At 68.3% G+C, this 24469-nt stretch carries 21 protein-coding genes and 1 pseudogene; 12 read left to right on the forward strand and 10 right to left on the reverse strand.

Annotation, left to right across the window (positions count from 1 at the left end; genetic code table 11):
- Position 1: 1 nt before the first annotated feature.
- The gene (locus tag RS85_RS01800) at positions 2-589 is read left to right on the forward strand and encodes a nitroreductase family protein (RefSeq protein WP_046011711.1); all 588 of its coding nucleotides are present in this window, start codon (positions 2-4) and stop codon (positions 587-589) included.
- Positions 590-714: 125 nt separating this feature from the next.
- On the opposite strand, the gene RS85_RS01805 is transcribed toward RS85_RS01800, so the two are convergent.
- Together RS85_RS01805 and RS85_RS01810 are read right to left on the reverse strand one after the other, a co-directional pair.
- Entirely contained in the window at positions 715-2175 is a 1461-nt protein-coding gene (locus tag RS85_RS01805) for a nucleobase:cation symporter-2 family protein (RefSeq protein WP_046011712.1), read from the reverse strand.
- Between the two features lie 44 nt (positions 2176-2219).
- A complete protein-coding gene (locus tag RS85_RS01810; protein ID WP_046011713.1) occupies positions 2220-3587 on the reverse strand; it encodes an 8-oxoguanine deaminase in 1368 nt (455 codons plus the stop codon).
- Between the two features lie 130 nt (positions 3588-3717).
- Here RS85_RS01810 and RS85_RS01815 point away from each other — a divergent pair, with 130 nt between their 5' ends.
- On the forward strand, positions 3718-5229 hold the full coding sequence (locus tag RS85_RS01815) for an APC family permease (RefSeq protein ID WP_046011714.1): 1512 nt from the start codon (positions 3718-3720) through the stop codon (positions 5227-5229).
- A gap of 32 nt (positions 5230-5261) precedes the next feature.
- Here RS85_RS01815 and RS85_RS01820 read toward each other — a convergent pair whose 3' ends face one another.
- Both RS85_RS01820 and coaBC read right to left on the reverse strand, forming a co-directional pair.
- Positions 5262-7424 (reverse strand): ATP-dependent Clp protease ATP-binding subunit, encoded by a 2163-nt coding sequence (locus RS85_RS01820; RefSeq protein WP_082087441.1) that lies wholly within the window; start codon positions 7422-7424, stop codon positions 5262-5264.
- A gap of 91 nt (positions 7425-7515) precedes the next feature.
- Positions 7516-8709 carry a bifunctional phosphopantothenoylcysteine decarboxylase/phosphopantothenate--cysteine ligase CoaBC gene (coaBC, locus tag RS85_RS01825; RefSeq protein ID WP_046011715.1) on the reverse strand — a complete coding sequence of 398 codons (1194 nt, stop codon included), beginning with the start codon at positions 8707-8709 and terminating at the stop codon, positions 7516-7518.
- A 56-nt stretch (positions 8710-8765) separates the two neighbouring features.
- Here coaBC and RS85_RS01830 point away from each other — a divergent pair, with 56 nt between their 5' ends.
- Positions 8766-9467 (forward strand): NRDE family protein, encoded by a 702-nt coding sequence (locus RS85_RS01830; RefSeq protein ID WP_200894768.1) that lies wholly within the window; start codon positions 8766-8768, stop codon positions 9465-9467.
- Positions 9468-9480: 13 nt separating this feature from the next.
- On the opposite strand, the gene RS85_RS01835 is transcribed toward RS85_RS01830, so the two are convergent.
- Positions 9481-10455: a GlxA family transcriptional regulator gene (locus RS85_RS01835; protein ID WP_046011717.1), complete on the reverse strand. Its 975-nt coding sequence runs from the start codon at positions 10453-10455 to the stop codon at positions 9481-9483.
- Between the two features lie 98 nt (positions 10456-10553).
- On the opposite strand from RS85_RS01835, the gene RS85_RS19805 reads away from it, so the two are divergent.
- The gene (locus RS85_RS19805) at positions 10554-10715 is read left to right on the forward strand and encodes a hypothetical protein (protein ID WP_162836759.1); all 162 of its coding nucleotides are present in this window, start codon (positions 10554-10556) and stop codon (positions 10713-10715) included.
- A 52-nt stretch (positions 10716-10767) separates the two neighbouring features.
- On the forward strand, positions 10768-11316 hold the full coding sequence (locus RS85_RS18855; protein WP_052703277.1) for a hypothetical protein: 549 nt from the start codon (positions 10768-10770) through the stop codon (positions 11314-11316).
- A 16-nt stretch (positions 11317-11332) separates the two neighbouring features.
- Here RS85_RS18855 and RS85_RS01845 read toward each other — a convergent pair whose 3' ends face one another.
- Positions 11333-12556, reverse strand: a complete 1224-nt coding sequence (locus tag RS85_RS01845) for a glycosyltransferase (RefSeq protein WP_046011718.1) — start codon at positions 12554-12556, stop codon at positions 11333-11335.
- 13 nt (positions 12557-12569) lie between these two features.
- Entirely contained in the window at positions 12570-13784 is a 1215-nt protein-coding gene (locus tag RS85_RS01850) for a glycosyltransferase (protein WP_046011719.1), read from the reverse strand.
- A 121-nt stretch (positions 13785-13905) separates the two neighbouring features.
- Here RS85_RS01850 and RS85_RS01855 point away from each other — a divergent pair, with 121 nt between their 5' ends.
- The 3 genes from RS85_RS01855 to RS85_RS01865 all read left to right on the forward strand — a co-directional run bounded on the left by RS85_RS01855 (position 13906) and on the right by RS85_RS01865 (position 15702).
- Complete coding sequence (locus tag RS85_RS01855; RefSeq protein WP_046011720.1) at positions 13906-14493, forward strand: hypothetical protein; 588 nt, start codon at positions 13906-13908, stop codon at positions 14491-14493.
- 67 nt (positions 14494-14560) lie between these two features.
- Positions 14561-15031, forward strand: coding sequence for a MarR family winged helix-turn-helix transcriptional regulator (locus RS85_RS01860; RefSeq protein ID WP_052703278.1), 471 nt, complete (start codon positions 14561-14563; stop codon positions 15029-15031).
- Positions 15028-15702: a hypothetical protein gene (locus RS85_RS01865; RefSeq protein ID WP_046011721.1), complete on the forward strand. Its 675-nt coding sequence runs from the start codon at positions 15028-15030 to the stop codon at positions 15700-15702. Before RS85_RS01860 ends, RS85_RS01865 begins: the two co-directional genes overlap by 4 nt.
- A 117-nt stretch (positions 15703-15819) precedes the next feature.
- On the opposite strand, the gene RS85_RS01870 is transcribed toward RS85_RS01865, so the two are convergent.
- Complete coding sequence (locus RS85_RS01870; RefSeq protein ID WP_046011722.1) at positions 15820-18813, reverse strand: alpha-mannosidase; 2994 nt, start codon at positions 18811-18813, stop codon at positions 15820-15822.
- A gap of 112 nt (positions 18814-18925) precedes the next feature.
- Between RS85_RS01870 and RS85_RS01875 the strand changes: the two genes are divergently transcribed.
- On the forward strand, positions 18926-19957 hold the full coding sequence (locus RS85_RS01875) for a LacI family DNA-binding transcriptional regulator (RefSeq protein WP_046011723.1): 1032 nt from the start codon (positions 18926-18928) through the stop codon (positions 19955-19957).
- Between the two features lie 468 nt (positions 19958-20425).
- On the opposite strand, the pseudogene RS85_RS19410 reads toward RS85_RS01875, so the two are convergent.
- Both RS85_RS19410 and RS85_RS01890 read right to left on the reverse strand, forming a co-directional pair.
- Positions 20426-20530: pseudogene (locus RS85_RS19410) on the reverse strand (IS481 family transposase); the annotation flags it as partial.
- 639 nt (positions 20531-21169) lie between these two features.
- Positions 21170-21766: a CGNR zinc finger domain-containing protein gene (locus RS85_RS01890; protein ID WP_046011726.1), complete on the reverse strand. Its 597-nt coding sequence runs from the start codon at positions 21764-21766 to the stop codon at positions 21170-21172.
- Positions 21767-21857: 91 nt separating this feature from the next.
- Here RS85_RS01890 and RS85_RS01895 point away from each other — a divergent pair, with 91 nt between their 5' ends.
- The 3 genes from RS85_RS01895 to RS85_RS01905 all read left to right on the forward strand — a co-directional run bounded on the left by RS85_RS01895 (position 21858) and on the right by RS85_RS01905 (position 24419).
- Positions 21858-22934: an LLM class flavin-dependent oxidoreductase gene (locus tag RS85_RS01895; protein WP_200894770.1), complete on the forward strand. Its 1077-nt coding sequence runs from the start codon at positions 21858-21860 to the stop codon at positions 22932-22934.
- Between the two features lie 45 nt (positions 22935-22979).
- On the forward strand, positions 22980-23609 hold the full coding sequence (locus RS85_RS01900) for an isochorismatase family protein (RefSeq protein WP_046011728.1): 630 nt from the start codon (positions 22980-22982) through the stop codon (positions 23607-23609).
- Positions 23610-23705: 96 nt separating this feature from the next.
- Positions 23706-24419, forward strand: coding sequence for a GntR family transcriptional regulator (locus RS85_RS01905; protein ID WP_046011729.1), 714 nt, complete (start codon positions 23706-23708; stop codon positions 24417-24419).
- Positions 24420-24469: the final 50 nt, after the last annotated feature.

Here is a 24469-nt window from a genome sequence, read left to right on the forward strand (position 1 = left end):
CGTGAGCACTCCCGTCATCGACCGCACCGCGCCGACCGAGCACCCCGTCCTCGACGTGCTCGCCGCACGTTGGAGCCCCCGCGCCTACGACGCGCAGAACGCGATTGACGAGGCCAAGCTCGCCACCGCCCTCGAGGCTGCGCGCTGGAGCCCGTCCGCGAACAACTCGCAGCCCTGGCGGTTCATCGTCGCGCGTCGCGGCACCGCTCTGCACGCCCAGGTCGTGAACGCCCTCGTCGGCTTCAACCAGGCGTGGGCCGGTAACGCCGCTGTCCTCGTCGTCGCCATCGCCGAGACGGCCACCGCCGACGGCGCCCCGATCTCGCATGCGGCCTACGACCTCGGGCAGGCCGTCGCCCACCTGTCGGTGCAGGCCCACCACGACGGCCTCCTCGTGCACCAGATGAGCGGGTTCGATGCCGAGGCCGTACGCGAGTTCGCCGACCTCGAGCCCCGCTTCGCACCGTTGACCGTGATCGCCGTGGGCGAGTTCGGTGACCTCGAGAGCCTCCCCGAGGTGCTGCAGCAGCGCGAGGTCGCCCCGCGCGTGCGTCGCCCGATCAGCGAGACCGTGGTGCTCAGCGCCTGATCCTCCCTATTCCCTGCGGCACTGCGGAGGAGATCTGCGTTTCGGAGGGCCGGTAGCCCGGCATCCATCCTCCGCAATGCAGATCTCCTCCTTTGTGTGGCAGCCCCGCGGTGGGCCGGAGCGCGCTACGTTCCCGGGCGCTCGAGCTTGACCTCGTTGCCGTGCCGATCCACGATCTTGCCGTCGACGACCGAGTCGCCGTCTTCGAGCGCGTCGAGGTAGACGACCGGGATGTTGCGGGTCGGCGCGGCGGCGAACACCGACGCATCCTTGTGCGGACGCGCGCCCAGGTGGTTGAACAGCAGGTTCAGCAGGATCGCCGCCACCGCCGCCGAGCTGATCCCCGAGTGGAAGATCGTCACGAACCACGCGGGCATCTGGTCGTAGATGGTGGGCGCCGCGATCGGGAGCATGCCGATGCCGATCGATGAGGCGACGATGATCAGGTTCATGTTGCCGCGATAGTCGACCTTCGCCAGAGTGCGGATGCCGCTGGCGGCGACGCTTCCGAACAGTACGATGCCGGCGCCGCCGAGCACCGGCGCGGGCACGGCGGCCACGACGCGGCCGAGCACCGGGAGCAGGCCGAGCACGACGAGTACCACGCCCCCGGCGGTGACGACGAATCGGCTCTTCACGCCGGTGATCGCGACGAGACCGACATTCTGCGCGAACGCCGACTGCGTGAACGATCCGAAGACGGGCGAGACCGCGCTCGAAAGCATGTCGGCGCGGAGGCCTGCGGCGATCCGCTTGGAGTCGACCTTGGTCCCGACGATGTCTCCGACCGCGAGGATGTCGGCTGTGGTCTCGGTCAGGGTCACCAGGATCACGATGAGCATCGAGATGATCGCAGCGATCTCGAACGTCGGCATCCCGAATGCGAAGGGGCTCGGCAGCGCGAAGATCGGGCCCTCCCCGACCGGGCCGAAGTCCACCCGCCCGAGGAGCGCGGCGATGACCGTGCCGACCACGATCGCGAGCAGGATCGACAGGCGCGAGATCACGCCGATGCCGACCTTGCTGAGCAGCAGGACGATCGCGAAGGTGATGGCGGCGAGCAGCAGGTTGTCCGGAGACCCGTAGTCCGGAGCTTCGCTGTTCCCGCCCATCGCCCAGCCGGCTGCGACCGGCAACAGGGTGAGGCCGATCGTGGTGATGACGGTGCCGGTGACGACGGGCGGGAAGAACCGGATGATCGTCGCGAAGACCGGTGCGATCAACAGCCCGATCACGGATGCCACGATCACCGAGCCGAAGACGGCTGGCAGGCCGCCGCCCGACGTCACGATCGCGCCCATCGTCGCGACCCCCGAGAAGGAGACGCCCTGCACGAGCGGAAGCTGGGATCCGAAGAACGGGATGCCGACGGTCTGCAGGATCGTGGCGAGGCCGCCCATGAAGAGGCAGGCGGTGATCAGCACGCCGATCTCGGCACCGTTCAGCCCCGCGATCGAGCCGACGATGAGCGGTGGAGCGATGATGCCGCCGTACATCGTGAGCACGTGCTGGATGCCGTAGGCGATCGTCACCCCCAGAGGCAGCTTCTCGTCTTCGGGGCGGATGGTCTTCTTCTGCGTGTTCATGTCGACCTCTTCGTCGGGACGTGCATCGGATTCGGGGGGATGGTTCAGGTGGTTCGGGAGAGCAGGTTCCTGGCGGCCTCGCTGTGGTGCGCGATGAGCTGTGGGATGTCGAGACCGACGATCTGCCCGTCGAGGACGCGCCACCGGCCGCCGACCATGACGCGATCGGCGCGCTCCGCGCCGCACAGGAGCAGGGCGGCGACCGGATCGTGGCTGCCCGAGAAGCGCAGCTCGTCGAGCGTGAACATCGCGAGGTCGGCCTGCATCCCCGGCGCGAGCACCCCGATGTCGCTACGGCCGAGCGCACGCGCCGACCCGGCCGTCGCCCAGCCGAGCGCACGCTCCGGCGTGACGGCCGCGGCGCCGTAACGCAGTCGCTGCAGGTAGAGCGCCTGGCGCACCTCCTGGATCATGTTCGATCCGTCGTTCGAGGCGGAGCCGTCGACGCCGAGCCCGACCGGCGCTCCGGCGGCCTCGAGTTCGAGGGCGCGCGCGATGCCCGAGGCGAGCCGCATGTTCGAGGTGGCGCAGTGCGAGACCGCCGTGCCGGCGGCTCCCAGCCGTGCGATCTCCGCATCGTCGAAATGGATGCCGTGGGCCAGCCACGTGCGATCCGTCAGCCAGCCGACGCTCTCGAGGTAGTCCACGGTGCGCAGGCCGAACGTCTCGCGGCAGAAGTCCTCCTCGTCGAGCGTCTCGGCGAGATGCGTGTGCAGGCGCACGTCGAGGCTCTCCGCCAGCGAGGCGGTGTCGCGCATCACGCCGGTGGTCACCGAGAAGGGCGAGCAGGGGGCGAGCCCGATCTGCACGAAGGCTCCCTCCCCGCGCTCGTGGTACGCCCCGATGAGCCGTTCGCTGTCTGCGAGGATCACATCGGCATCCTGCACCGTGCGCTGCGGGGGCAGTCCTCCGTCGTCCTCACCGAGCGACATCGATCCACGGGTCAGCGTCGCCCGCATCCCGAGCCCGCGCACCACGTCGACCTGCACGTCGATGGCGTCTTCCAACCCGCCCGGGAAGAGGTAGTGGTGGTCGGCGGCGGTCGTGCAGCCCGACAACAGGAGCTCGGCGAGAGCCGCGGTCGTCGCCAGCTCGAGATCCCGCGGCGTGAGACCCGCCCAGACGCCGTACAGGCCCTTGAGCCACGGGAAGAGTTCGGCGCTGACGACCGGCCTCCAGGCCCGGGTGAGCGTCTTGTAGAAGTGGTGGTGCGTGTTGACCAGGCCCGGGATCACGACGTGCCGCGAGGCGTCGATGACCTCGTCGACAGGGCCGGCCGGAGTGCCGCCGCCGGGAACGACCTCGGCGATACGCCCGTCCGCGATCACCAGACCGCCGGTGGCGTCGGCATCCGTCCCGGTGAAGATCCCGAGCGGGTTCTTGACCCATACGCGGTCGTTGCGCTGTGACATGTCCTCAGGTCTAACAGCGCTGCCCGGCCCGCGTCAATAAAAACTTTCGCCTGTCGAATTATTCATTCCGCAGTGCGGAAATTGAAGAGACTGTCGGCGGCCGGGCGGGCTCTCTTTTAGACTCGTCCGCATGGCAATTCAGCGCAGGATCAAGTCCGTCGAGCAGTCGATGGCGGAGACCCACGACGAGAAGCGGTCGCTCAAGCGGTCACTGGGCGTCTGGGACCTCGCCGTGATGGGCGTCGCAGTGGCGGTCGGCGCGGGAATCTTCTCGGTCGGTGCCGAGGCGTCGGCTCGCCACGCGGGTCCTGCGGTCATCATCTCGTTCATCATCGCGGCGACCGTGTGTGCGCTCGCGATCCTCTGCTACGCCGAGTTCGCCTCGTCGATCCCAGTGGCCGGCTCCGCGTACACGTTCACCTACTCGACGCTCGGCGAGTTCCTCGCCTGGATCATCGGCTGGGACCTGATCCTCGAGATGCTGATGGCGTCCGCCGTGATCGCGAAGTACTGGGGCGTCTATCTCGGTGATACCGTCTCGCTGTTCGACCTCGACATCCCGATGACCATCGCGATCGGACCGCTCTCGTTCGACTGGGGTCCGGTCGTCATCGTGGCGATCTTCACCACCCTGCTGGCTCTCGGCACGCAACTGTCGAGCCGCGTGAACAGCGTCTTCACCGTGATCAAGGTCGCCATCGTGCTGTTCGTCATCGTGGTCGGATTCTTCTTCATCAATGCCGCCAACTACACCCCCTTCGTCCCCCCGGCCGAAGTCGGCGCCGCTTCCGAGAGCGCGTGGACGCAGTCGCTGTTCTCGCTGATGACCGGCGCCGACCCCACCATGTACGGCGTGTTCGGCATCCTCAGCGGCGCCGCGCTCGTTTTCTTCGCTTTCATCGGCTTCGATGTGGTCGCCACCAGCGCGGAGGAGACGAAGGACCCGAAGCGCACGGTGCCGCGTGGCATCATGCTCGGCCTGGTGATCGTGAGCGTGCTCTACGTGCTCGTCGCGATCGTGATCACGGGCATGGTCTCGTACACCGAACTCGCCAAGCTCGAGGAGCCGTCTCTCGCGAGTGCCTTCGAGCTCGTCGGCGCGACCTGGGCCGCGCAGATCATCGCGATCGGCAGCCTCGTCGGGCTCACCACCGTCGTGATGGTGCTGCTCATGGGCCTCGCCCGCGTGGTGTTCGCCATGAGCCGGGACGGGCTCCTCCCCCGCTCGCTCAGCGTGACGAGCGCGAAGCGCGGCACTCCGGTGCGCATCCAGCTCATCGTGGGCGTCGTGATCGCGATCATCGCGGGCTTCACCGACGTGCAGGTGCTGGGCGACATGATCAACATCGGCACGCTCTCCGCGTTCGTCCTCGTCAGCATCGGTGTGCCGATCCTGCGCAAGAGCCGCCCCGACCTGGAGCGTCCGTTCACCGTGCCGTTCTCGCCGTGGCTGCCGTGGATCTCGGCGATCGCCTGCTTCTGGCTCATGCTCAACCTGAGCTCGGAGACCTGGCTGCGCTTCGCCGTGTGGCTGGCGCTCGGCATGGTGATCTACTTCGCCTACTCGCGGCGGCACTCGATCATCGGCAAGGAACTGGCGAACGACGCCCTCGGCGGCATCCGTCGGCCCCCGCTGCGCTAGTCAGCCCTGCTGATCAGACGGCCCTGCGCTGATCAGACCGTCTCGGCGCTCGTCAGCACCAGCCCGGCGCCGTCGGCCGCCACGTCGACCCGCACGGTGTCGCCGTCGTGCACGCCGCCCGAGAGCAGCGCCGTCGCGAGCTTGTTCTGCACCTCGGACTGGATGAGCCGGCGCAGCGGACGCGCACCGAACATCGGATCGTAGCCGCGCTCGGCGAGCCACGCGCGCGCATCCGGGGTGACCGCGAGCGAGAGCCGGCGGTCGTGCAGCCGCTGGTGCAGCTGGTCGATCGACAGCTCGACGATCTGCGCGAGGTCGTCTTCTGTGAGGGCCGAGAACATCACGATGTCGTCGAGCCGGTTCAGGAACTCGGGCCGGAACGCCTGATGCACGAGCGCCATGACCTGGTCGCGCTTCACCTCGGGGGCGAGCAGCGGATCGATGAGGATCGGCGAGCCGAGGTTCGACGTGAGGATCAGGATCACGTTCGTGAAGTCGACCGTGCGCCCCTGCCCGTCGGTGAGGCGACCGTCGTCGAGCACCTGCAGCAGGACGTCGAACACCTCGGGGTGCGCCTTCTCGACCTCGTCGAGCAGGATCACGCTGTACGGACGCCGACGTACGGCCTCGGTCAGCTGACCGCCCTGCTCGTAGCCGATGTATCCGGGAGGGGCGCCGACGAGCCGGGACACCGAGTGCTTCTCGCCGTACTCCGACATGTCGATGCGCACCATCGCGTGCTCGTCGTCGAAGAGGAACTGCGCGAGAGCCTTAGCCAGCTCGGTCTTCCCGACACCGGTCGGGCCGAGGAAAAGGAATGAGCCGGTAGGACGGCCGGGGTCGCTGATACCGGCGCGCGAGCGCCGCACGGCATCCGACACCGCCTTCACGGCATCCTTCTGCCCGATCAGGCGCTTGCCGAGCTCGTTCTCGAGGTGCAGCAGCTTCTCGCTCTCGCCCTGCAGGAGTCGCCCGACGGGGATGCCGGTCCAGGCGGCGATGACACCGGCGATGTCTTCGTCGGATACCTGCTCATTGACCATGCGGCCTTCCGACGACACGGCCGCCTCAGCCTGCTCGGCCTCGGCGATGTCGCGCTCGAGGCGCTTGATGGTCTCGTACTCGAGCTTCGACGCGCGCGTGTAGTCGGCTTCGCGCATCGCGAGGTCGCGCTGAGTGACGGCGTCGTCGAGTTGCTTCTTCAGATCGCCGACGCGGTTGAGTCCCTGGCGCTCGCGTGCCCAGCGCTCCTCGAGCTCGGCAAGCTCCTTCTCGAGCCCGGTGAGCTGCTCGCGGAGCGTGCCGAGGCGCTCCTTCGACGCCGCATCCTTCTCTTTCTTGAGCGCGAGCTCCTCGAGCTTCATGCGGTCGACCTGGCGCTTGAGCTGGTCGATCTCGACGGGCGAGGAGTCGATCTCCATCTTGAGCCGCGACATGGCCTCGTCGATGAGGTCGATCGCCTTGTCGGGCAGCTGGCGGGCGGGGAGGTAGCGGTTCGAGAGCGCAGCGGCTGCGACCAGCGCGCTGTCGGCGATCGTGACCCCGTGGTGCGCCTCGTACCGCCCCTTGAGCCCGCGGAGGATCGCGATGGTGTCTTCGACCGTCGGCTCGCCGACGTAGACCTGTTGAAAGCGCCGCTCGAGCGCGGCATCCTTCTCGATGAACTCGCGGTACTCGTTGAGCGTCGTGGCGCCGATCAGGCGCAGCTCGCCGCGGGCCAGCATCGGCTTCAGCATGTTGGATGCCGCGACCGAGCCCTCGCCACCGCCCGCGCCCATCAGTACGTGCAGCTCGTCGATGAAGGTGATGACCTGTCCGTCGGACTCGGTGATCTCCTTGAGGACCTGCTTCAGACGCTCTTCGAACTGCCCGCGGTACATCGCACCGGCGACCAGAGCCGAGATGTCGAGGGTCACCAGCTCTTTGCCCTTGAGCGACTCGGCGACGTCGCCCGCGACGATGCGCTGGGCGAGGCCCTCGACGACGGCGGTCTTGCCGACGCCGGGCTCGCCGATCAGCACCGGGTTGTTCTTGGTGCGGCGGGTGAGCACCTGGCTGACGCGGCGGATCTCGCTGTCGCGCCCGATCACCGGGTCGAGCTTGCCCTGGCGGGCACGGTCGGTGAGGTTGATGCCGAACTGCTCGAGAGCGGACTGCTGGTCCTGGTTCTGAGAGCCTGTCTGCGGGTTGGTCATGCGTCCCTCCTGAGGAGACTCCTTCTGGTCGTGATCACTCGGCTCGCGGGGTGCGAACTCAAAGTTGAGTGGAGATGACTCAAGTTTAGCATCAACCCCGGACAGCGTTCCAGACGGCCGCGGCGACCGCGCGCTTGGAGCCGGATGCCACGCCCGCCACGACCCCACCCTCACCGAGGATGTGCACCGCGTTCTCGGCGCTCTCGAACCCGTGCTCCCACCCCACCGCGTTCACCACGAGGAAGTCGACGCCCTTCCGCTCTTGCTTGCGCCGCGCGCGCTCGAGCATCTCAGCCTCGTTCTCCGGCGTCTCCGCCGCGAATCCGACCACGATCTGTCCCGGCCGCTTCGCGACGGCCAGCGCCGCCACGATGTCCTCGTTCTCGACGAGTTCGATCGTCGGCACCCCGCCGGCCTCCTTCGTGAGCTTCCGATCCGAGACCGCGACCGGCCGGTAGTCCGCGACAGCGGCGGCCATCACCACGATGTCGGCCGACGCGGCGGCATCCTTCATCGCGTCCGACAGCTCGGCGGCCGTCCCGACCCTCACGACCCTGACCGACGGATGCCGCGTCACCCCGCGCACGTCGGCCGAGACGTTCGCGGCCACCAGCGTGACCTCGGCGCCCCGCGCGGCTGCCTCTGCGGCGAGCGCTGCGCCCTGCCGTCCGCTCGAGCGATTGCCGAGGAAGCGCACCGGGTCGATCGGCTCGCGGGTCCCGCCTGCCGAGACCACGACGCGGAGCCCCGCGAGGTCGCCGGGTGCGAGCAGCGCCCCCGCGGCATCCGCGATCTCCTCGGGCTCCGACATCCGTCCCGGCCCGCTGTCGCCGCCCGCCAGCTCGCCGTCGGCCGGACCGACGATGTGCACGCCGCGCTCACGGAGGGTGGCGATGTTCGCCTGCGTGGCCGGATGCCGCCACATCTCGGCGTGCATCGCGGGGGCGATCAGCACGGGAGCCTCGGTCGCGAGCAGCGTCGTGCCGAGCAGGTCGTCGGCGAGACCGGCGGTCATCTTGGCGATCGAGTTCGCGGTGGCCGGGGCGACGATCACGAGATCCGCTGCCTGCCCGAGGGCGACGTGGCGCACCTTCGCGACGTCGTCGTGCACGCTCGTCGTGACGGGGTGGCGGCTGATCGCTTCCCACGTCGGCAGGCCGACGAAGCGCAGCGCGTCATCCGTCGGCACCACGGTCACGTCGTGGCCGCCCTTCGTGAGCAGGCGCACCAAGTGCACGGACTTGTAGGCGGCGATACCGCCCGTGACTCCGACGACGATGTTCACGGTTCCGATTCTGCCGCAGTGCGGGTGCCTCCGGGCCGCGATCTAGACTTGCCTCCGTGTGCACCGTGGTGATCGATGTCGAGGATGCCGGTTCCGCTCGTCTTCTCGCCGTGCGCGATGAGGATCCGCTGCGTGAGTGGGATGCCCTCGGCCCCTGGTGGCCGGAGGCATATCCCGGGGTGATCGGCATCCGCGATCGACGCGCCGGCGGTGCGTGGCTCGCCGCGAACCCGGCCACCGGGCGCCTCGCCGTGCTGCTCAACCGCGCCGATGTGAGCGACCTGCCGGAAGGCACCGCCGTGTCGCGCGGATCGCTGGCGCTGGAATCGGTGGTCGGGCATTCCCCGGTCGCACCGCTGCCCATGCACGGCTTCAACCTTCTGGAGGTCGCGCCCGAGGGCGCTCGCGTGCTGTCCTGGGATGGTGTCGAGCTGCGCGAGACCGCCGTCGAGCCGGGCACGCACATGATCGCGCACGACGATCTCGACGACGACGAGACGCCGCGGATCGCCGCCTGGCTGCCGGAGTTCCGAGCTCTCGGGCCGGCTGCGGCGAGCGCCGACTGGGCGTCCGAGTGGGTCGCCCTGCTCGCGGCATCCGCTCGTCTCGCCCCGGAGGACGACCGGGCGATCATCCGCGACAACCGCCCGCACGGCTATCCGACGCAGTCGCTGCTCTACGCCGTCGCGACGGTGGCCGGTGGCGGCGTCGATGTGCACGACGTCACACTGCCGTCCCCTGCGCACTGGAACGCGTGAGCGGTCGACACTCTCAGGCGGCGGACTCGTCGGCGTCGTCGGCGCAGGAGAAGCGCGCGCGGTAGGCGGTCGGCGTGATGCCGAGCACCCGCGCGAAGTTCTGCCGCAGCACGGCCGCCGATCCGAAACCGCACTCGTCGGCGATCTGCTCGAGGGGGAGGTCTGTGCGCTCCAGCATCCGCTGCGCGTGGATGATGCGCTGACGAGCGAGCCACGCCGCCGGCGTCGCGCCGTACTCGGCCTTGAAGCGCCGGGCGAAGGTACGCGGCGACATGAGCGCCCTGGCGGCGAGCTGATCGACGCCGAGTTCGTCGCGCAGGTGCTCGACAGCCCAGTCGGCGACCGCGGCGAGCGAGTCGCTGGGAACGACGGGGATCGGGCGATCGATGAACTGCGCCTGTCCACCATCGCGCTGCGGCGGCACCACCATCCGGCGGGCGATGCGGTTCGTCATCTCCGCCCCGAGCTCCTGGCGCAGCAGGTGCAGGCACGCGTCGATGCCCGCCGCCGTGCCGGCGCTCGTGATGATCTTGCCGTCCTGCACGAACAGCACATCGGGGTCGACCTCGATCTGCGGGTACATCTCCGCCATGACGTTCGAGTACATCCAGTGCGTCGTCGCACGCCGGCCGTCGAGCACACCGGCGGCGGCGAGGATGAACGATCCGCTGCAGACGCTCATCACCCAGGCTCCGCGATCCACCGCATGCCGGGCGACATCGAGCAGGAGGGGATCGATCTCGCCCCAGTGCGAACGCGGAACCGGACAGAACACGACGAGATCCGCCTCGTAGGCGAAGGACAGGTCATGGTCCACATTGATCGAGAAGCCGATCTTCGACGTCACCGCACCGGCGCGCGGTGCCACGATGCGGAAGTCGAAGTTCGGCACGCCGTCGTCGGAGCGATCGAGACCGAATGCCTCGCACGCTACTCCGAACTCGAAGGGAGCGAACCCGTCCTGGATCACGCAGGCGACCGTCTTCATCAGCTCTCCCGGGTCGGTTATGGCGTTGGCAGTTTTCCTACGATACACGTCTCTTCCGCCACTCGTGACGCTTATCGAACAAACGTAGCGTTTCTGCCATGATACTCCTCATCGCACTCATCGCCCTCGCCGTCTGGGCTGCGGTCGCCACGCTCGTGGAACTGCGTCGGGACGGATTCCGCCGCACCCCCACCGACTGGAGCCGGATCGACGGCCGCGACGTGCAGCAGCACGCCGAGTCCGGACACTCGTACCGCTGAACAGCGGGATCGGTCCTCCCGCTCGTCGCTCACCAGGTCTACGCTCGACCTCATGAGCGAGCCGCAGCAGCCACCTGTCCCGCCTTCCGCGCAGCCGAATCCGACATCTCCGCCGGCACCGCCCGCCCCGCACCTCCCGGCGGCACCGCAGTACCCGGCAGCCGGGCCGCAGTACCCGGCAGCCGCGCCGCAGCAACAGGCGCCGCAGTACGCGGCACCGCAGCGGCAGGCGCCACAGCCCCCGTACGGCCAGCAACCATACGGTCAGCAGGCACGACCCACCTCGGGCTCCACCAACTCTCTCGCCCGCACGGCGTTCATCATCGCGCTGGTCGTGGCAGCGGTCGGCGCGCTGCAGATCCTCGTGCAGCCCTTCGTGTTCTCATCGTTCAGCTACGACGCGAGCAGCTACGGCGTCTTCAGCTTCCTCTTCGCGGTGATCATCTTCCTCGGCAGCGCTGCAGCACTCGTCCTCGGCCTGATCGCGCTCCGACGCCCCGGTGGCCAGGCTCTCGCGGGCATCGCGATCGGCGTCGGCGGCATTCAGCTGATCGGTGTCGTCCTCGGCTGGATGTCGTCGCTCTTCTACCGATTCTTCTGACCCGAACGAGTCGCTCTCACCTAACGGCAAGCACCCGTTCGTAGACCCGGACCATCGCGGCGGTCCGCGAGGACTGCCGGAACGCCTCGGCGACCTCGGGCAGCGGACTCGGCGCCGATCCTGCCTCGATGTCGGATGCTGCGCGCCGCAGCGTCTCCGCCAGGGCTGCCTCGCGTTGCGCCTCGCGCTCCCGTCCGGTGGCCGTGGCATCGGCATCCGGTACCGCCCACAGCCCGCCGCCGAGCTCCGCGGCGATGTCGGGGTCGCAGATGACGGACGGGGTGCCCAGGGTCGCCGCCTCGAAGGGTGTCATGCCCTGGGTCTCGAAGCCGATGGACGTCTGCACGAGGGCGTCGGCCGCAGCGATGCGGGCGAGGGTCTGCGCGTAGGTGAGTCGTCCGGCGAAGTGCACGCCGTCGTGCCTGGCGACGATCTTCTCGGCCGCCGCGCGCTGTGCGCCGCCGCCGATGATCTCCAGGTCGGCGTCGATGCCGGATGCCACGAAAGCCTCGAGGAACGGCAGCAGCCTCTTCTCGGGGCTCATCCGTCCGAGCCAGACGAACCGTGGGCGGCCCGGCGCGCGTTCGGCGGGTGCCGCGGCGACCGTCGCGTCACGCAGGTCGTCGTCGATGCCGTTCCAGACGACGTCGAGCGGCTCGAAGACGCCGTGCTGCTCGAGACGGCGTGCGAAGTGCGTCGACGGCGCGGTGACGGCGGATGCCCCGGCGGCGAGGCCGCGAAGGAACGCCCACCCGTCACGGCCTGCGACCGGCTCGCCGATCCCGCGTAGCGCGGTGCGCCGCCAGGCATTCAGGATCGCGAGCACGGGGCGATGCAGCGGCGTGACGGCAGCCAGCCCGACGTCGACCCGGTTGTGCATCGTGTGCACGACCGGGATGCCGTGCCGCTGCGCGTACCGGTGACCGATGAAGGCTCCCCAGAAGTCGGCCTGCACGTGCACGAGGTCGACAGGGGGGCGCCGGGTCATGGCGCGATCGAGGAACCGGTCCGTCGCGCGTCCCGGCCAGCTCATCGAGTACTCGCGGTCGAGGGTGATCGGCACGGACGGCAGATCCACGTACGCGGGGGTGGCGCGGGCTGCGCGCGCCCCGTGCATCTTCGGAGCCACCACCGTCACCGTGTGACCGGCGCGCTCGAGGAACTCCCGCTGCAGCCGCATTGACACCTGCGCTCCCCCGAGGGAGTCGAGGTGCTGATCGCCGAAGAAGACGACGTGCATGACGGGGCCCGACCTACGCGGGCAGCGGCTCGTCGCGGTACAGCGCCTCGAAGGTGTCGAGGGTGCGGTTGATGTCGTGGATCGCGACGCCGTCGAGCGAGGCCCGCTGCATCCGCTCGTATTCGGCAGGGGATGCGGTGAGCACGTCGGTCAGGCGCGCGGCGAGCTCGTCGACGTTCCCCGGCTCGAACAGGTGGCCGTTCTCGCCGTCGTGGACGAGATGCGGGAGAGCCACGGCATCCGCGGCGACGATCGGCAGAGCGGATGCCATGGCCTCCATCGTCGCGATCGACTGGAGCTCGGCGATAGAGGCGATCACGAACAGGCTCGCGCGCGACAGCAGTGCCCGCAGCTCCTCGTCGGTCGTCCGTCCGTGGAAGGTCACGCGGTCGGCGAGACCGAGCTGCGCTGCGAGGTTCTCGAGCTGCTTGCGCTGGTCTCCGCCGCCGACGATGTCGAACGTCGTGTCGAGTGCCGGGTCGAGCTTCGCCATCGCGTGCAGGATGACCTCGACCTGCTTCTCGGCGGTGAGGCGCCCGACGAAGACGATGCGGTTCTTGTCGCGGGGCGCGATCACCGGCGTGTACTGGGTGCGGTCGATGCCGCAGCTGACCGGGATGACGCCCTGCACGGAGACGGTCTTCTCGAGGAAGTCGGCGGCGCGACGCGTGGGCGTGGTGATCGCGCGCACCAGGTCGAACGTGCGCTTGGCGTCGGCCCAGGCGAACTTCAGCACCAGGTCGTCGATGAACTTCGGCATCGTGGTGTGGTCGAGGATGTTCTCGGCCATGACGTGGTTGGTCGCGATGACGGGGATGCCGCGTTCGTGGGCGATGTGGGCGAGGCCACGGCCGATGACGATGTGCGACTGGATGTGCACGACGTCGGGCTGCACGCGGTCGAGCACGATGCGCGCGTAGTGCTTCGAGCGCCAGGGCCAGACGAAGCGCAGCCAGTCATGCGGGGGCCAGCGCACCGACGGCAGACGATGCAGCGTCATCGGCTCGCCTTCGATGACCTCGGTCCGCGGCTGCGCGCGGCGATAGGCCTGGTTGGGGGCGGAGACGTGCACGTCGTGCCCGCGCTGGACGAGTCCGGCGGCGAGCCGCTCGGCGAAGCGGGCGGCGCCGTTGATGTCAGGCGCGAAGGTGTCGCACCCGATCAGGATCTTGAGCGGACGGGGCGGGGTCTCCGCAGCGTTCGTCGGATCGGAGGAAGAGGAAGACATTCTGCCTTACGGTACGGCGGCCAAGGGAGCCCGTTCGGGCGCTGGCCACTCTACCCGAGGGGTCTGCCTGCGCCGCCGAGGCGTACCGGCATCCTCCAGGCTGAGCGATTAGCGTGAGGGCATGCGACTGACTGCCGACCCCGATCCCCGGCTGTGGATCCCTGTGACGGACTCGCTCGGCTGGCGCGGTCGGCGCCACCGCAAGGCGGCGATCCGGATGCTGCTGGGCCAGGTGAACGCGGCGGTCGAGGCTACCGAGCGTCCCGGCTCGCGCTTCGGCGCGTGGGCCATGAGCCAGGCGGCGCCGATGCTCATGAAGCGGGCGGACGGACGCGTGCTGGTGTGGACCTGGAAGGCCGAGCCCGAGCTGGTCGTGGCGATGGCGACCGCGCAGGCGCTGACGCCGGAGGTGCGCATCGCGCGAGCGTCGATGCCGATGGACTACGACGACACGCAGTCGTTCCCCACCCGTCTCGGCGCGGGCGAGAAGCTCGTGGTGGCGATCCCTCCGTCCGAGGCGACGCCGCCGTTCGCGACCTACACGTGGGACACCGGCACGCACCTGGTCACCCTGACCGCGGTCTGCAGCGACCGCGAGCGCTTCGGCACCCTGACCGGGGCGCTCGACGACCTGGCGCGCAGCATCCGCATCGCCGATGACCTCTCCGGCGGCGAGTCGCCCGAGGTGCTGCGGCTCGACCCGGCCTGACCCGGGCCCGTGCTGGATCAGATGCCCAGCTAGTGAAGTCGGGTAACTATGTAGTAAACTCACGGATATGGAGACCCTACTGCTCGACCGACTGCTGCAGATCGGTGAACTGTTCCAGCGCGACATGGCCCGTGCGTTCGACGGGACCGGACTCACCACCGCCCGCGTGCACCTGCTCTGGGTGCTGCAGCACGCCGGCCCCTCGACGCAGCGCGATCTCGCCCGCATGTGCGAGGTGACCCCGCGCAACATCACCGGGCTCGTGGACGGCCTCGAAGAGTCGGGCCACGTCCGCCGCACCCCGCACCCGACCGACCGTCGTTCCGTGATCGTCGAACTGACCGACACCGCCGCCCAGACGATGGAGCGGATGCAGCAGGAGCACACCGAGCTCAACGACACGCTGCTCGCCGCCGTCGCACCGGAGGATCGCGCCGCCGTCGAACGCGGCATCGCCGCGATCGCCTCCCACCTCGAGAAGCTCGTCGTGGACGCCCTCACCGAAGCCGCCGCCACCGAAGAACAGGCCGCATCATGACCACCTCGACCCGCACGAACCCGTCGGACTCACCCACTCGCATCGCGCGCGCACTCAACTTCCTCCATCGCGCGTGGATCGCCGAACTGCGCGTGTACTCCAGTATCGGCCGCGCGATCGCCCGCCGCCCCGCCGTTCCGAAGGGCGGCACCGGCATCGCGTACCACCAGCCGGTCATGACCATCCTCATCATCTTCATCGTGCTGTCGGCCGTCGAGATCCCGATCCTCGACCTGATCGTGCATCCCTGGCCCGCCGTGCGCATCCCGCTCCTCGTTCTGGGGATCTGGGGCCTGACGTGGATGATCGGTCTGCTCTGCGCGATGCTGATGCGACCGCATGCGGTCGGGCCCGACGGCATCCGCATCCGCAGCGGTCTCGAGCTCGACGTCGCGGTCTCGTGGGACGACATCGCCTCGGTCGCCCTCTCGAAGCGCGTCGACGAGCCGAAGCTGCCACGGATCACCTCGACCGAAGAGGGTGCCGAGTACGCCGAGCGGATGCAGGACGAGACCAACATCGAGATCGAGCTCGAACGCCCCGTCAGCATCCGCCTCCCCGGCCTACGGCCGAAGGGCGGCCACCACGAGGTCATCCGCATCCGCCTCTGGGCCGACGACCCGCGCGCCTTCCTCGCCGCTGCCCGCCCCTTCCTGCTCGCGACGGACTGACCCGAATAAGCGCGCGTTCACTCCAGCCCGCGTGCACCTCGGGTTGGGAGGCGAGCAGGGCCTCCTTCTCTTCCGGGCTTCCGTGTCGCTTCTCGCGAGTGCGCGCCAGATCGACCCTCAGCGCACGATGCGGAGCGTGCGCACCTCGAACGGCCGCAGCCGCAGCTCACCGCCGAGGCGTGGCTCGTCGAACTCATCCTCGATGAGGCTCACCTCGCGCACCTCACGGTGCGGGAAGTCGACCGCGATCGCACCTTCGGCACGCCGCCCGAGAGCCTCGTACACGCGAACGATCACGTCGCCGGAGCCGTCGTCGGCGAGCTTGACCGCCGACACGACGACCCCCTCGCCCTCGACCGATACCAGAGGCTCGACCTCCCGTGCCCCGCGGATGACGGTGGGCATCGCGTTCATTCGGATGCCCTCGGTGGTCGCGATCGCGGCATCCGCTCCGACCACGAAGCCGACCTCAATCCGGTGGTGCCCATGGTCGGTGTCGGGATCGGGGAAGCGCGGAGCGCGCAGCAGCGACAGGCGCACGGTCGTCGTGACATCATCGCCATCGACCTCGCGTGTGGTGTCGTAGCCGTAGATCGAGTCGTTGACCAGCGCGACGCCGAAGTCCTGCTCGCGCACCAGCACGAAGCGGTGCATCGAGGTCTCGAACTTCGCCGCCTCCCAGCTCGTGTTGGTGTGCGTCACGCGCGACTGGTAGCCGAATTGCGTCTCGGCGTCGGTGTGCGCGGCCTGGATGTCGAGCGGGAAGGCGAGCTTGAGCAGCTTCTCGGTCTCGTTCCAGTCGATGTCGTTGCGCAGCAGCACCGTGCGCTCGCCGGGAGCGAGCGAGATGTTCTGCTCGATGGTCGACTCTGAGAACGCACGGCGCACGGTGACGACGGCCGTGCCGCCATGGACAGTCGCCTCGATCGACGACACCGCGGTGAGATCGTCGACGCTGTTGCGGTAGTACCGATCAATGTCCCACGCGTCCCACATGTTCGGGAAGTCCTGGTGCAGCTGTAAGAGGTTCGCCGCCTGGCCCGCCGCGACGGCCTCGCGGCCGGTGGCGCGGTCGACGGCCGAGACGATCAAACCCTCTGCTGAGACGAGCACCGAGACGAGGTCGTTCTTCAGGCGCCAGCCGCCGTCTTCTTCCGTGAGCGACACGGGGGGCGCGGTCGGCTCGGCGACGAACGACGCCCCGAGCGCCTGCCCACGCCCGACGGAGGTCGGCTCGAAGAGCAGTTCGCGCTCCCCCTCGCCGGCGAGCGAGCGCCGCGCGGATGCCGAGATCGCCTCGGCATCCGACAGCACGTTCGTCAGCACCTCGACGGCCTCGCGATGCACCCACGCGATCGATGTGCCGGGGAGGATGTCGTGGAACTCGTGCAGCAGCACGATCTTCCAGAGCCGGTCGAGCTCGTCCTGAGGGTACGCGGCGCCCGTGCGCACGGCATCCGTCGTCGCCCACAGCTCGGCCTCGATCAGCGCGTGCTCGGCCCAACGGTGCAGCGCCTTGGTGGCGTGCTGGCTGGTGAGGGTCCCGCGGTGCAGTTCGAGGTAGAGCTCGCCGACCCAGACGGCCGGATGAGGCAGCTCGGCCTTGGCGGCGTCGAAGAAGACGTCCGGATGCTCCCACACGACCTGCGCGCTGCCCTCGAGGTTCGCCAGGCGGTTCGCCTTGCCGGTCATCTCGCGGGTGGTCCCGCCGCCGCCGTCGCCCCAGCCGACCGGCGCGATCGACCGGGAGCTGAGCCGGTTCTCCTTGAACTGACGTGAGGCCTTCGCGACCTCCATGCCGCTCAGCTGCGAGTTGTAGGTGTCCATCGGGGGGAAGTGCGTGAACACCTGCGAGCCGTCGATGCCCTCCCACAGGAACGAGTGGTGCGGGAAGACGTTCTGCTGGTTCCAGGAGATCTTCTGCGTGAAGAACCACTCGAATCCGGCCCGGCGCATGAGCTGCGGCAGGGCCGGGGAGTAGCCGAAGCTGTCGGGCAGCCAGACGCCCTTCGAGCGGATGCCGAACTCGCGCTCGAAGAACCGCTGGCCGTGCGAGAACTGGCGCACGAGCGACTCGCCCGTCGGCATCACGGTGTCGGACTCGACCCACATGCCGCCGAGCGGCAGGAAGCGCCCCTCGGCGACCGCCGCCTTCACGCGCTCGTAGACCTCGGGACGGTGCTCTTTGAGCCACGCGTACTGCTGCGCGCTGGACATGCCGTATTGGAACTCGGGATGCTCCTCGAGCAGGGTCGTCATCGACGAGGTGGTGCGAGCGACCTTGCGGATCGTCTCGCGCACCGGCCACAGCCAGGCGGAGTCGATGTGCGCGTGGCCGATCGCCGAGATGCGGTGCGTGCTCGCATCCGCAGGGGAAGCGAGCACGTCGGCGAGACGGGCGCGGGCATCCGGCGCGGTCTCGGCGATGTGCTGGAGGTCGAGCACATCGAGCGCGTCGTCCATCGCCTGGAGGATGCGCATGCGACGCGGCGAGGTCGGCAGAAGCTCCGCCTGCAGCTCGAACAGCACCTCGAGGTCGAGTGAGAGCTCGAAGACGTCCTGCTCGAACACCGCGAGGTCCATGCGCCGCGAGCGGTACAGCAGTTCCCGCGACGACGTCTGGATGTCGCCCTCCTGCGTCGGCAGGAAGGGGTGATAGTCGAGCAGCACCGGGTTGGCGGCGGCCTCGAGGTACAGCTCGACGGGCTCGTCGCCGTCGGCGGCCTCGGTGATCGGCAGCCACTGGTTGCGCGGGTTGATGCTCTTCACCGGGCTGCCGTCGGGGCGGTAGACGAGCGCCTCGCACTGGAAGCCGGGCATGTTGATGTCGAACCCGAGATCGATGACGGCCTCGACGCGGCGCCCCGCCCACTCGGCCGGCACGCGACCCGTGAGCCGGAACCACGTCGTCCCCCACGCCGGTCCCCACGGCTGGCCGACGGCACCGGGCTCGAAGTCGAGCGCGAGCCCCTCTGCGGGACTGATCGGCTCGCCGGGCAGTTCGTGCAGCTCGACGTCCAGCGGCACGGATGCCGAGTGGATCGCCGGTCGGATGCGCTCAGCGAGCACGCGGGTGACGCGGCCGACGGTGAGCGAGGTGTCGTCATGCATGTGGGGGATCTCCGGCTCGACGGTGAGGACAACTAAAACGATCTAGTGAAGGAGTCTAGAACACATCCTCCTCGCTTCTCGAGACTAAATCGATCAAGTATGGTGAGTGACTATGAGCCCGGCGAAACGCGTCACGATCGCCGATATCGCGCGGATGGCGGGGGTCTCCCCCGGCGCCGTGTCCTTCGCCCTGAACGGCCGTCCCGGCGTGAGCGACGAGACAAGGCAGCGGATCCTCTCGATCGTCGAGGAGAACGGCTGGCAGCCGAGCTCGGCGGCACGCGCGCTGGTCGGCGCGCGGGCGAACACCGTCGGCTTCGCGCTCGCCCGGCCCGCGCGGTCGCTCGGCGCCGAGGCGTTCTTCACCGACCTCATCGCGGGCATCGAGTCGCGGCTCTCCGAGAGCAAGGTCAGCCTGCAGCTGCGCCTCGTGAGCGACGTCACCGAGGAGATGGAGGTGCACCGTCAGTGGCGCTCCTCGAACCAGGTCGACGGATTCATCTTCATCGACCCTCGTGACGACGACCCTCGGGCGGCGCGGATCGAGGCGCTCGACGCCCGCGCGGTCATGATCGGCTCGAAGCCGTCGCCGGAAGGCTCGGTGCCGAGCGTCTGGATCGGCGACGACGCGGTGGCCGAGACGCTCTTCTCCTATCTCGCGGCCCTCGGGCACACGCGGATCGCCTATGTCGCAGGGCCCGCCGACCTCGAGCACACCCATCTGCGCGCCGAGGTCCTGCAGCGCATGACCGCGGATGGCGTGGAGGGCGAGGTCATCACGACGGACTTCTCGCCCGCGCGTGCCTCGGCGGTAACCCGCGGGCTGCTTTCTGGTCGGCAGCGCCCCACCGCGATCGTCTACGACAACGACGTGATGGCGGTCGCCGGACTCCGCGTCGCGCAGGAGATGGGACGCGCGGTGCCGCGAGACGTGTCGCTCGCGTCATTCGACGACTCCGTCATCGCCGGGCTGATCAATCCCTCGATCACCGCGATGACCCGCGACACGTTCGAACTCGGCGAGCGCGCCGCCACCCTGCTGCTGCAGCAGATCGAGGCGGACGCGAACCTGCCGAGCGTCGAAGGGCCGACGCCGGTGCTCACGGCGCGGGAGAGCACGGCTCCGCCGGCACGGCTCGGCTGAGCTTCGCCATCCGGCGCGGCCCGGTACCTGAACCACCTTCGACCCCCAGCCAGCGATTCAATGACTCCGCGACCTCGCGAGCTACGCGCCGGTTGCACACTGTGCCGCCGAGCCTCCGCCGGGTGCCATCCTTCAGCTCGACCTCAAGACTGCCGCTCTCGAACCTCCCGTCCACCCTCCACCCGAAGACGAAGAAGAATCCCGTGTACGACTCCGCGCGGAATCTGGCGATCGACGACCGCAATAACACGCGACGCCGCCACCAAGAAGTGACGACCGCGAAGTCGCCGTCGACCTTCACCCCCGTGAAAGGGAGGCGTATCCAACGCCACACACAGATGGGGAGCGCAACCAGCGAATACCAGACGAGGGCGTCGGGCATGCTCGGAGCAGCATGGTTGAACAGAGCTGCGGCCGGAAGTACACCAATGAACATCGATGCGACGCCGAGCCGCCGCGTCCTGCCGGCTAGGTGTGATGTCCAGGCAGGTTGTTGAGTCTGCTGATGGGTGGGGCTCCGACGGCGGAGTGGTGCCTGTGATGATTGTAGAAGTGGATCCAGCCCGGTAGGGCAGCGCGTCGTTGGGTCTCCGATTCGTAAAAGCGCGCGCTCGTTCTCCCTGACGAGCCGCATTCGCACCGCGATTGAACGGTCGCCACAGCGGGTGCGTTGTCATCTCGCAACCATCGCACGAACAGACGATCGTGCCGCTCGATCGGGCTCTGACGACCGCCCACGCCTGGAACATCGCCCCCTACCGAGCTCGTTCTCGGGCCGAACGAGTCGTCCGTATGCTCCCTCTGCCCAACACGGCGCTCGCGATGAGCAGAACGGCTGCACCAGCAACGATTCCGATCGTTGCGGCGGGGACGCTTGCGGCTTGGATGATGACGCCCGCCAGGGCGCTGCCGAGCGACGCTCCGATGTTGTGGCTGGTGTTGACTCAGGTTGTTGCCGAGTTCTGGCGATGTTCGCCGCCGGCCTGGTGGGCGGCGAAGTAGGCCACGATCATGACCGGTGAAAGGAATGGGCCAGCCGCCGCCAGCACGATCAGTACCGCGCCGTTGGGCGAGAGCTGTTGGAAGAGCGACCGCAGAGGTCACCGTCCCGATTAGAGGCTCATCGGCAGCGGTCTGTCCCCTCTGATGATGAGCCAGAAACGATCGTTTGCGGCGGAGCTGCCCAATTGCACGAGCCCGCGTGCCGGCCGATCATCTCGGTGTCAGGTTCGCCTGTGTCCGCTTTCGCGCGTAGGCGCGCGCTGCGCGTACTCGATCTCCGCAGCGGGTTGAGCACCACTGCCGGCGGCCGTGGGTCTTCAGCAGGAGCCGCGAGCACGGTTCCGCTTCGCACTGCGCCAGCAGAGGAGCGTCATCGCCTGCGATCAGCGCTGCGGCATCCTCGGCGATCACGGACATGGCGTGCTCGATGAGCTGAGTGGTCGGGTGCTCAAGTGAACGGAAGAATCCCTCTCCGGGCACGTGATGCAGCAGGGGTGTGTGGGGGGCGGCAGTGAGCGCGGCATTGATGCCGTCGAGCACGCGGGGATCGACGGCGATCCCGGAGATGAGAGCCGTGAAGGCTTTCCGCAGGTCTCCGCGGAGACCGACGAGGCGGTTCTGGCAGTAGGACTGCAACGACGCGCCTTCAGGTACCAGGCCGCGCGAGATGAGCCAGGCGGTCGTCTCCTGCGGGGTGTTCAGCGCCTCGTGGACACTCCCGTCGGGTATGCGGATTTCGCTGTTCACCAGGTCGATGCTGCTGTGTTCGCGTGCGCCAGGACTCGGGGGAAGAGGCATCTCGGACATGCACCTCATGGTATCAGCGTTGATTTACCGTGAGCTCCTGTTACGCTTGTTATCACGCAAGACTGGTCCAACTACCATGAGAAAACGAGGTATGGATTTGCAATCCGCTCCGATGTTCGGTTCTGCTCCATTTGCCCTGTCTGTGCACACCGGGGGCGGCCCGGGTGTCGGTCGCACAGCCGAAGAAGGACTTGCCGACACCATCCGCATCGCGAAGGCCGCTGATCGCTTCGGGTACCACCGCTTCTGGATGTCGGAGCACCACGCGATGCCGGGCCTCTCCGTCGCCTCACCACCGTTGATGATCGCCCGCATCACGGCCGATACCGAGCGCATCCGGCTCGGCGCGGGCGGGGTGATGCTGCCCAATCACGCCCCTCTGGTGATCGCGGAGCAGTTCGGAATGCTCGACGCCCTCGCCCCCGGGCGCATCGATCTCGGGGTCGGACGCGCACCGGGCACTGACAACGCCACCGCTGCTGCTCTGCGCCGTGGCGCCGGGGCGAACGACGCCTTCCCGCAGCAGATAGCTGAACTGCTGGGCTTCCTCGCCGACGACTTCCCGGCAGGTCACCCCTTCACCGAGGTTCATGCGGTGCCCGGCCCGTGGCAGGCCGCACAGAACCGGGTGCCGACCCCGGAGACGCACCCGCAGGTGTGGGTTCTCGGGTCATCGACCTATTCCGCGCATCTCGCGGCCGAACTCGGGCGCCCTTACGCGTTCGCGCTGCAGTTCGGCGACGCCGACATCACCGCAGCCCTGCGTATCTACCGCGAGAACTTCCGCCCATCTGAGGTTCTCGACCGGCCCTACTCCTTGGCGAGCGTGAGCACGATGGTCGCCGAGGACGCTGCGGAAGCCCAGCGTGAAGCGTCCACTTCCGCGATGGCGATGCTGCGCATGTTCACACGGGAACCCTACACACTCCTCTCGCCCGCAGAAGTCGCCGCGTACCCGGCGACCACGAACGAGCGCGCGATCCTTGATCTGTACACGAACCGCGCCTACGCCGGTACCGCGGCGACCGTCGCCCGCCGCCTCGAAGATCTCCAGCTGCAGACCGGGGTCGATGAGGTCATGCTCGTACTCGGCTCCCATACCCGCGGCGCGGATGAACGCACCATCGAACTCCTCGCCCACCACTACGGCTCGCCCGCACAATCCTGAACCCTCCCGGCCTCCGCCGGAACCCACCGACCAAAGGAGAATCACATGTCTGCACCCCGCCGCGCCCTGATCGTCATCGACGCCCAGCAGGAGTACTTCGAAGGATTGCTGCCGATTCAGCATCCTGCCCGAGACGAGTCGGTCGCTCGCATCGCCGAGGCGATGCACACCGCCGAACAGGCCGAGATCCCGATCGTCATCGTGCAGCACGAAGCCGCTGCAGGGTTCCCGGTCTTCGCACCGGAATCGCCGACCTTCGGACTGCACCCCGAGATCGCGGAGCGTGCCGACGATGCGGCACACCGCTTCACGAAGTCGTTCGCGAGCATCTTCGCGAGCACTGGCCTCGAGGAGTGGCTGCGCGAACGCGAGGTCGACACGATCACCATCGTGGGCTACATGACCAACAACTGCGTCATCGGATCGGCCGCCGCAGCCGAACCCCTCGGATTCACCGTCGAGGTCCTGTCGGACGCGACGGGCGCCATCGACATCGTGAACTCCGCCGGCAGCGCGCCGGCGAAGCAGGTGCACGAGACGATCATGGCCCTCCTGAACTCCAACTGGGCCGCGGTCGCCACAACGAGCGCCTGGACCGAAGCTGTGAAAACCGAGGAGGCTCTCGCAGCAGACAACCTCATCGAGTCCGCCGCTCGAGGGCGGGACGCCAAGTAGTTTCGGAGTAGATCTCTGCCACTCAGGCGCCATGCGAAGCCCTCGAAAAGGCGACACCAGCGTCCGATTGTATGACAACGGAAGTAGGCTGTCTGCATGGGTCGTGATGGTGATGTGAAGTCGGGCGAACCGAAGGCGTGGGGGCCGTCTCAGGTCTCATCGGTCTCGAGGAAAGCTGCGGTCGGAATAGAGGTGCGCCGCGCGATCGTTCTCGGACGACTCCGGCCGGGCGATCGTCTGACTGAGGCGGGGCTGGCGTTGTCGCTGGGGGTGAGCAGGCCGACTGTGCGTGAAGCTCTGAATCAGCTCTCCCGCGAGGGTCTGGTCGTCGCGGAGCCGTATCGTGGTCTGCGCGTCGCCGAGGTGAGCCTCGAGCAGATTCAGCAGATCGCGGTGACAAGGCACGCCCTCGACATGGTCGCCGTCGAAGCGATCCTCGCGGATGGTTCGGGGGCGAAGCTGGCCCTCGTCGAACGTGGCTGGCAGCGCTTCGAGAGCAGGGCATCCGATCCGGATCCCGTGGTGCAGCACGATGCGCACGTGGATTTTCACCACGAGATCTGGGAAGCTTCGGGGAACTACCTCCTGGCACGGCTGTGGCCGGTCACCGAGGCGCAGATCACGATCGCGCTCGCCGAGGATCAGTGGATGCGCTCCGATCCGATCCGCGCGCACCGAGTCCATGAACAGCTCATGGAGGCGCTGCGCACGCGCGACATCGTGCGGATCGAAAGGGCTTTCCGTGCACACACGATCGACAGTGCGAACGAGCTCGTGGCCCTCCTCGCCGACGACGGGGAGGAGAGGTGACCGTGCTCGATTGAGTGTTCACGCATCTGTTACACAGACCACGATGACTG

The sequence above is a fragment of the Microbacterium sp. SA39 genome (genome assembly GCF_000967865.1).
Taxonomy (GTDB): domain Bacteria; phylum Actinomycetota; class Actinomycetes; order Actinomycetales; family Microbacteriaceae; genus Microbacterium.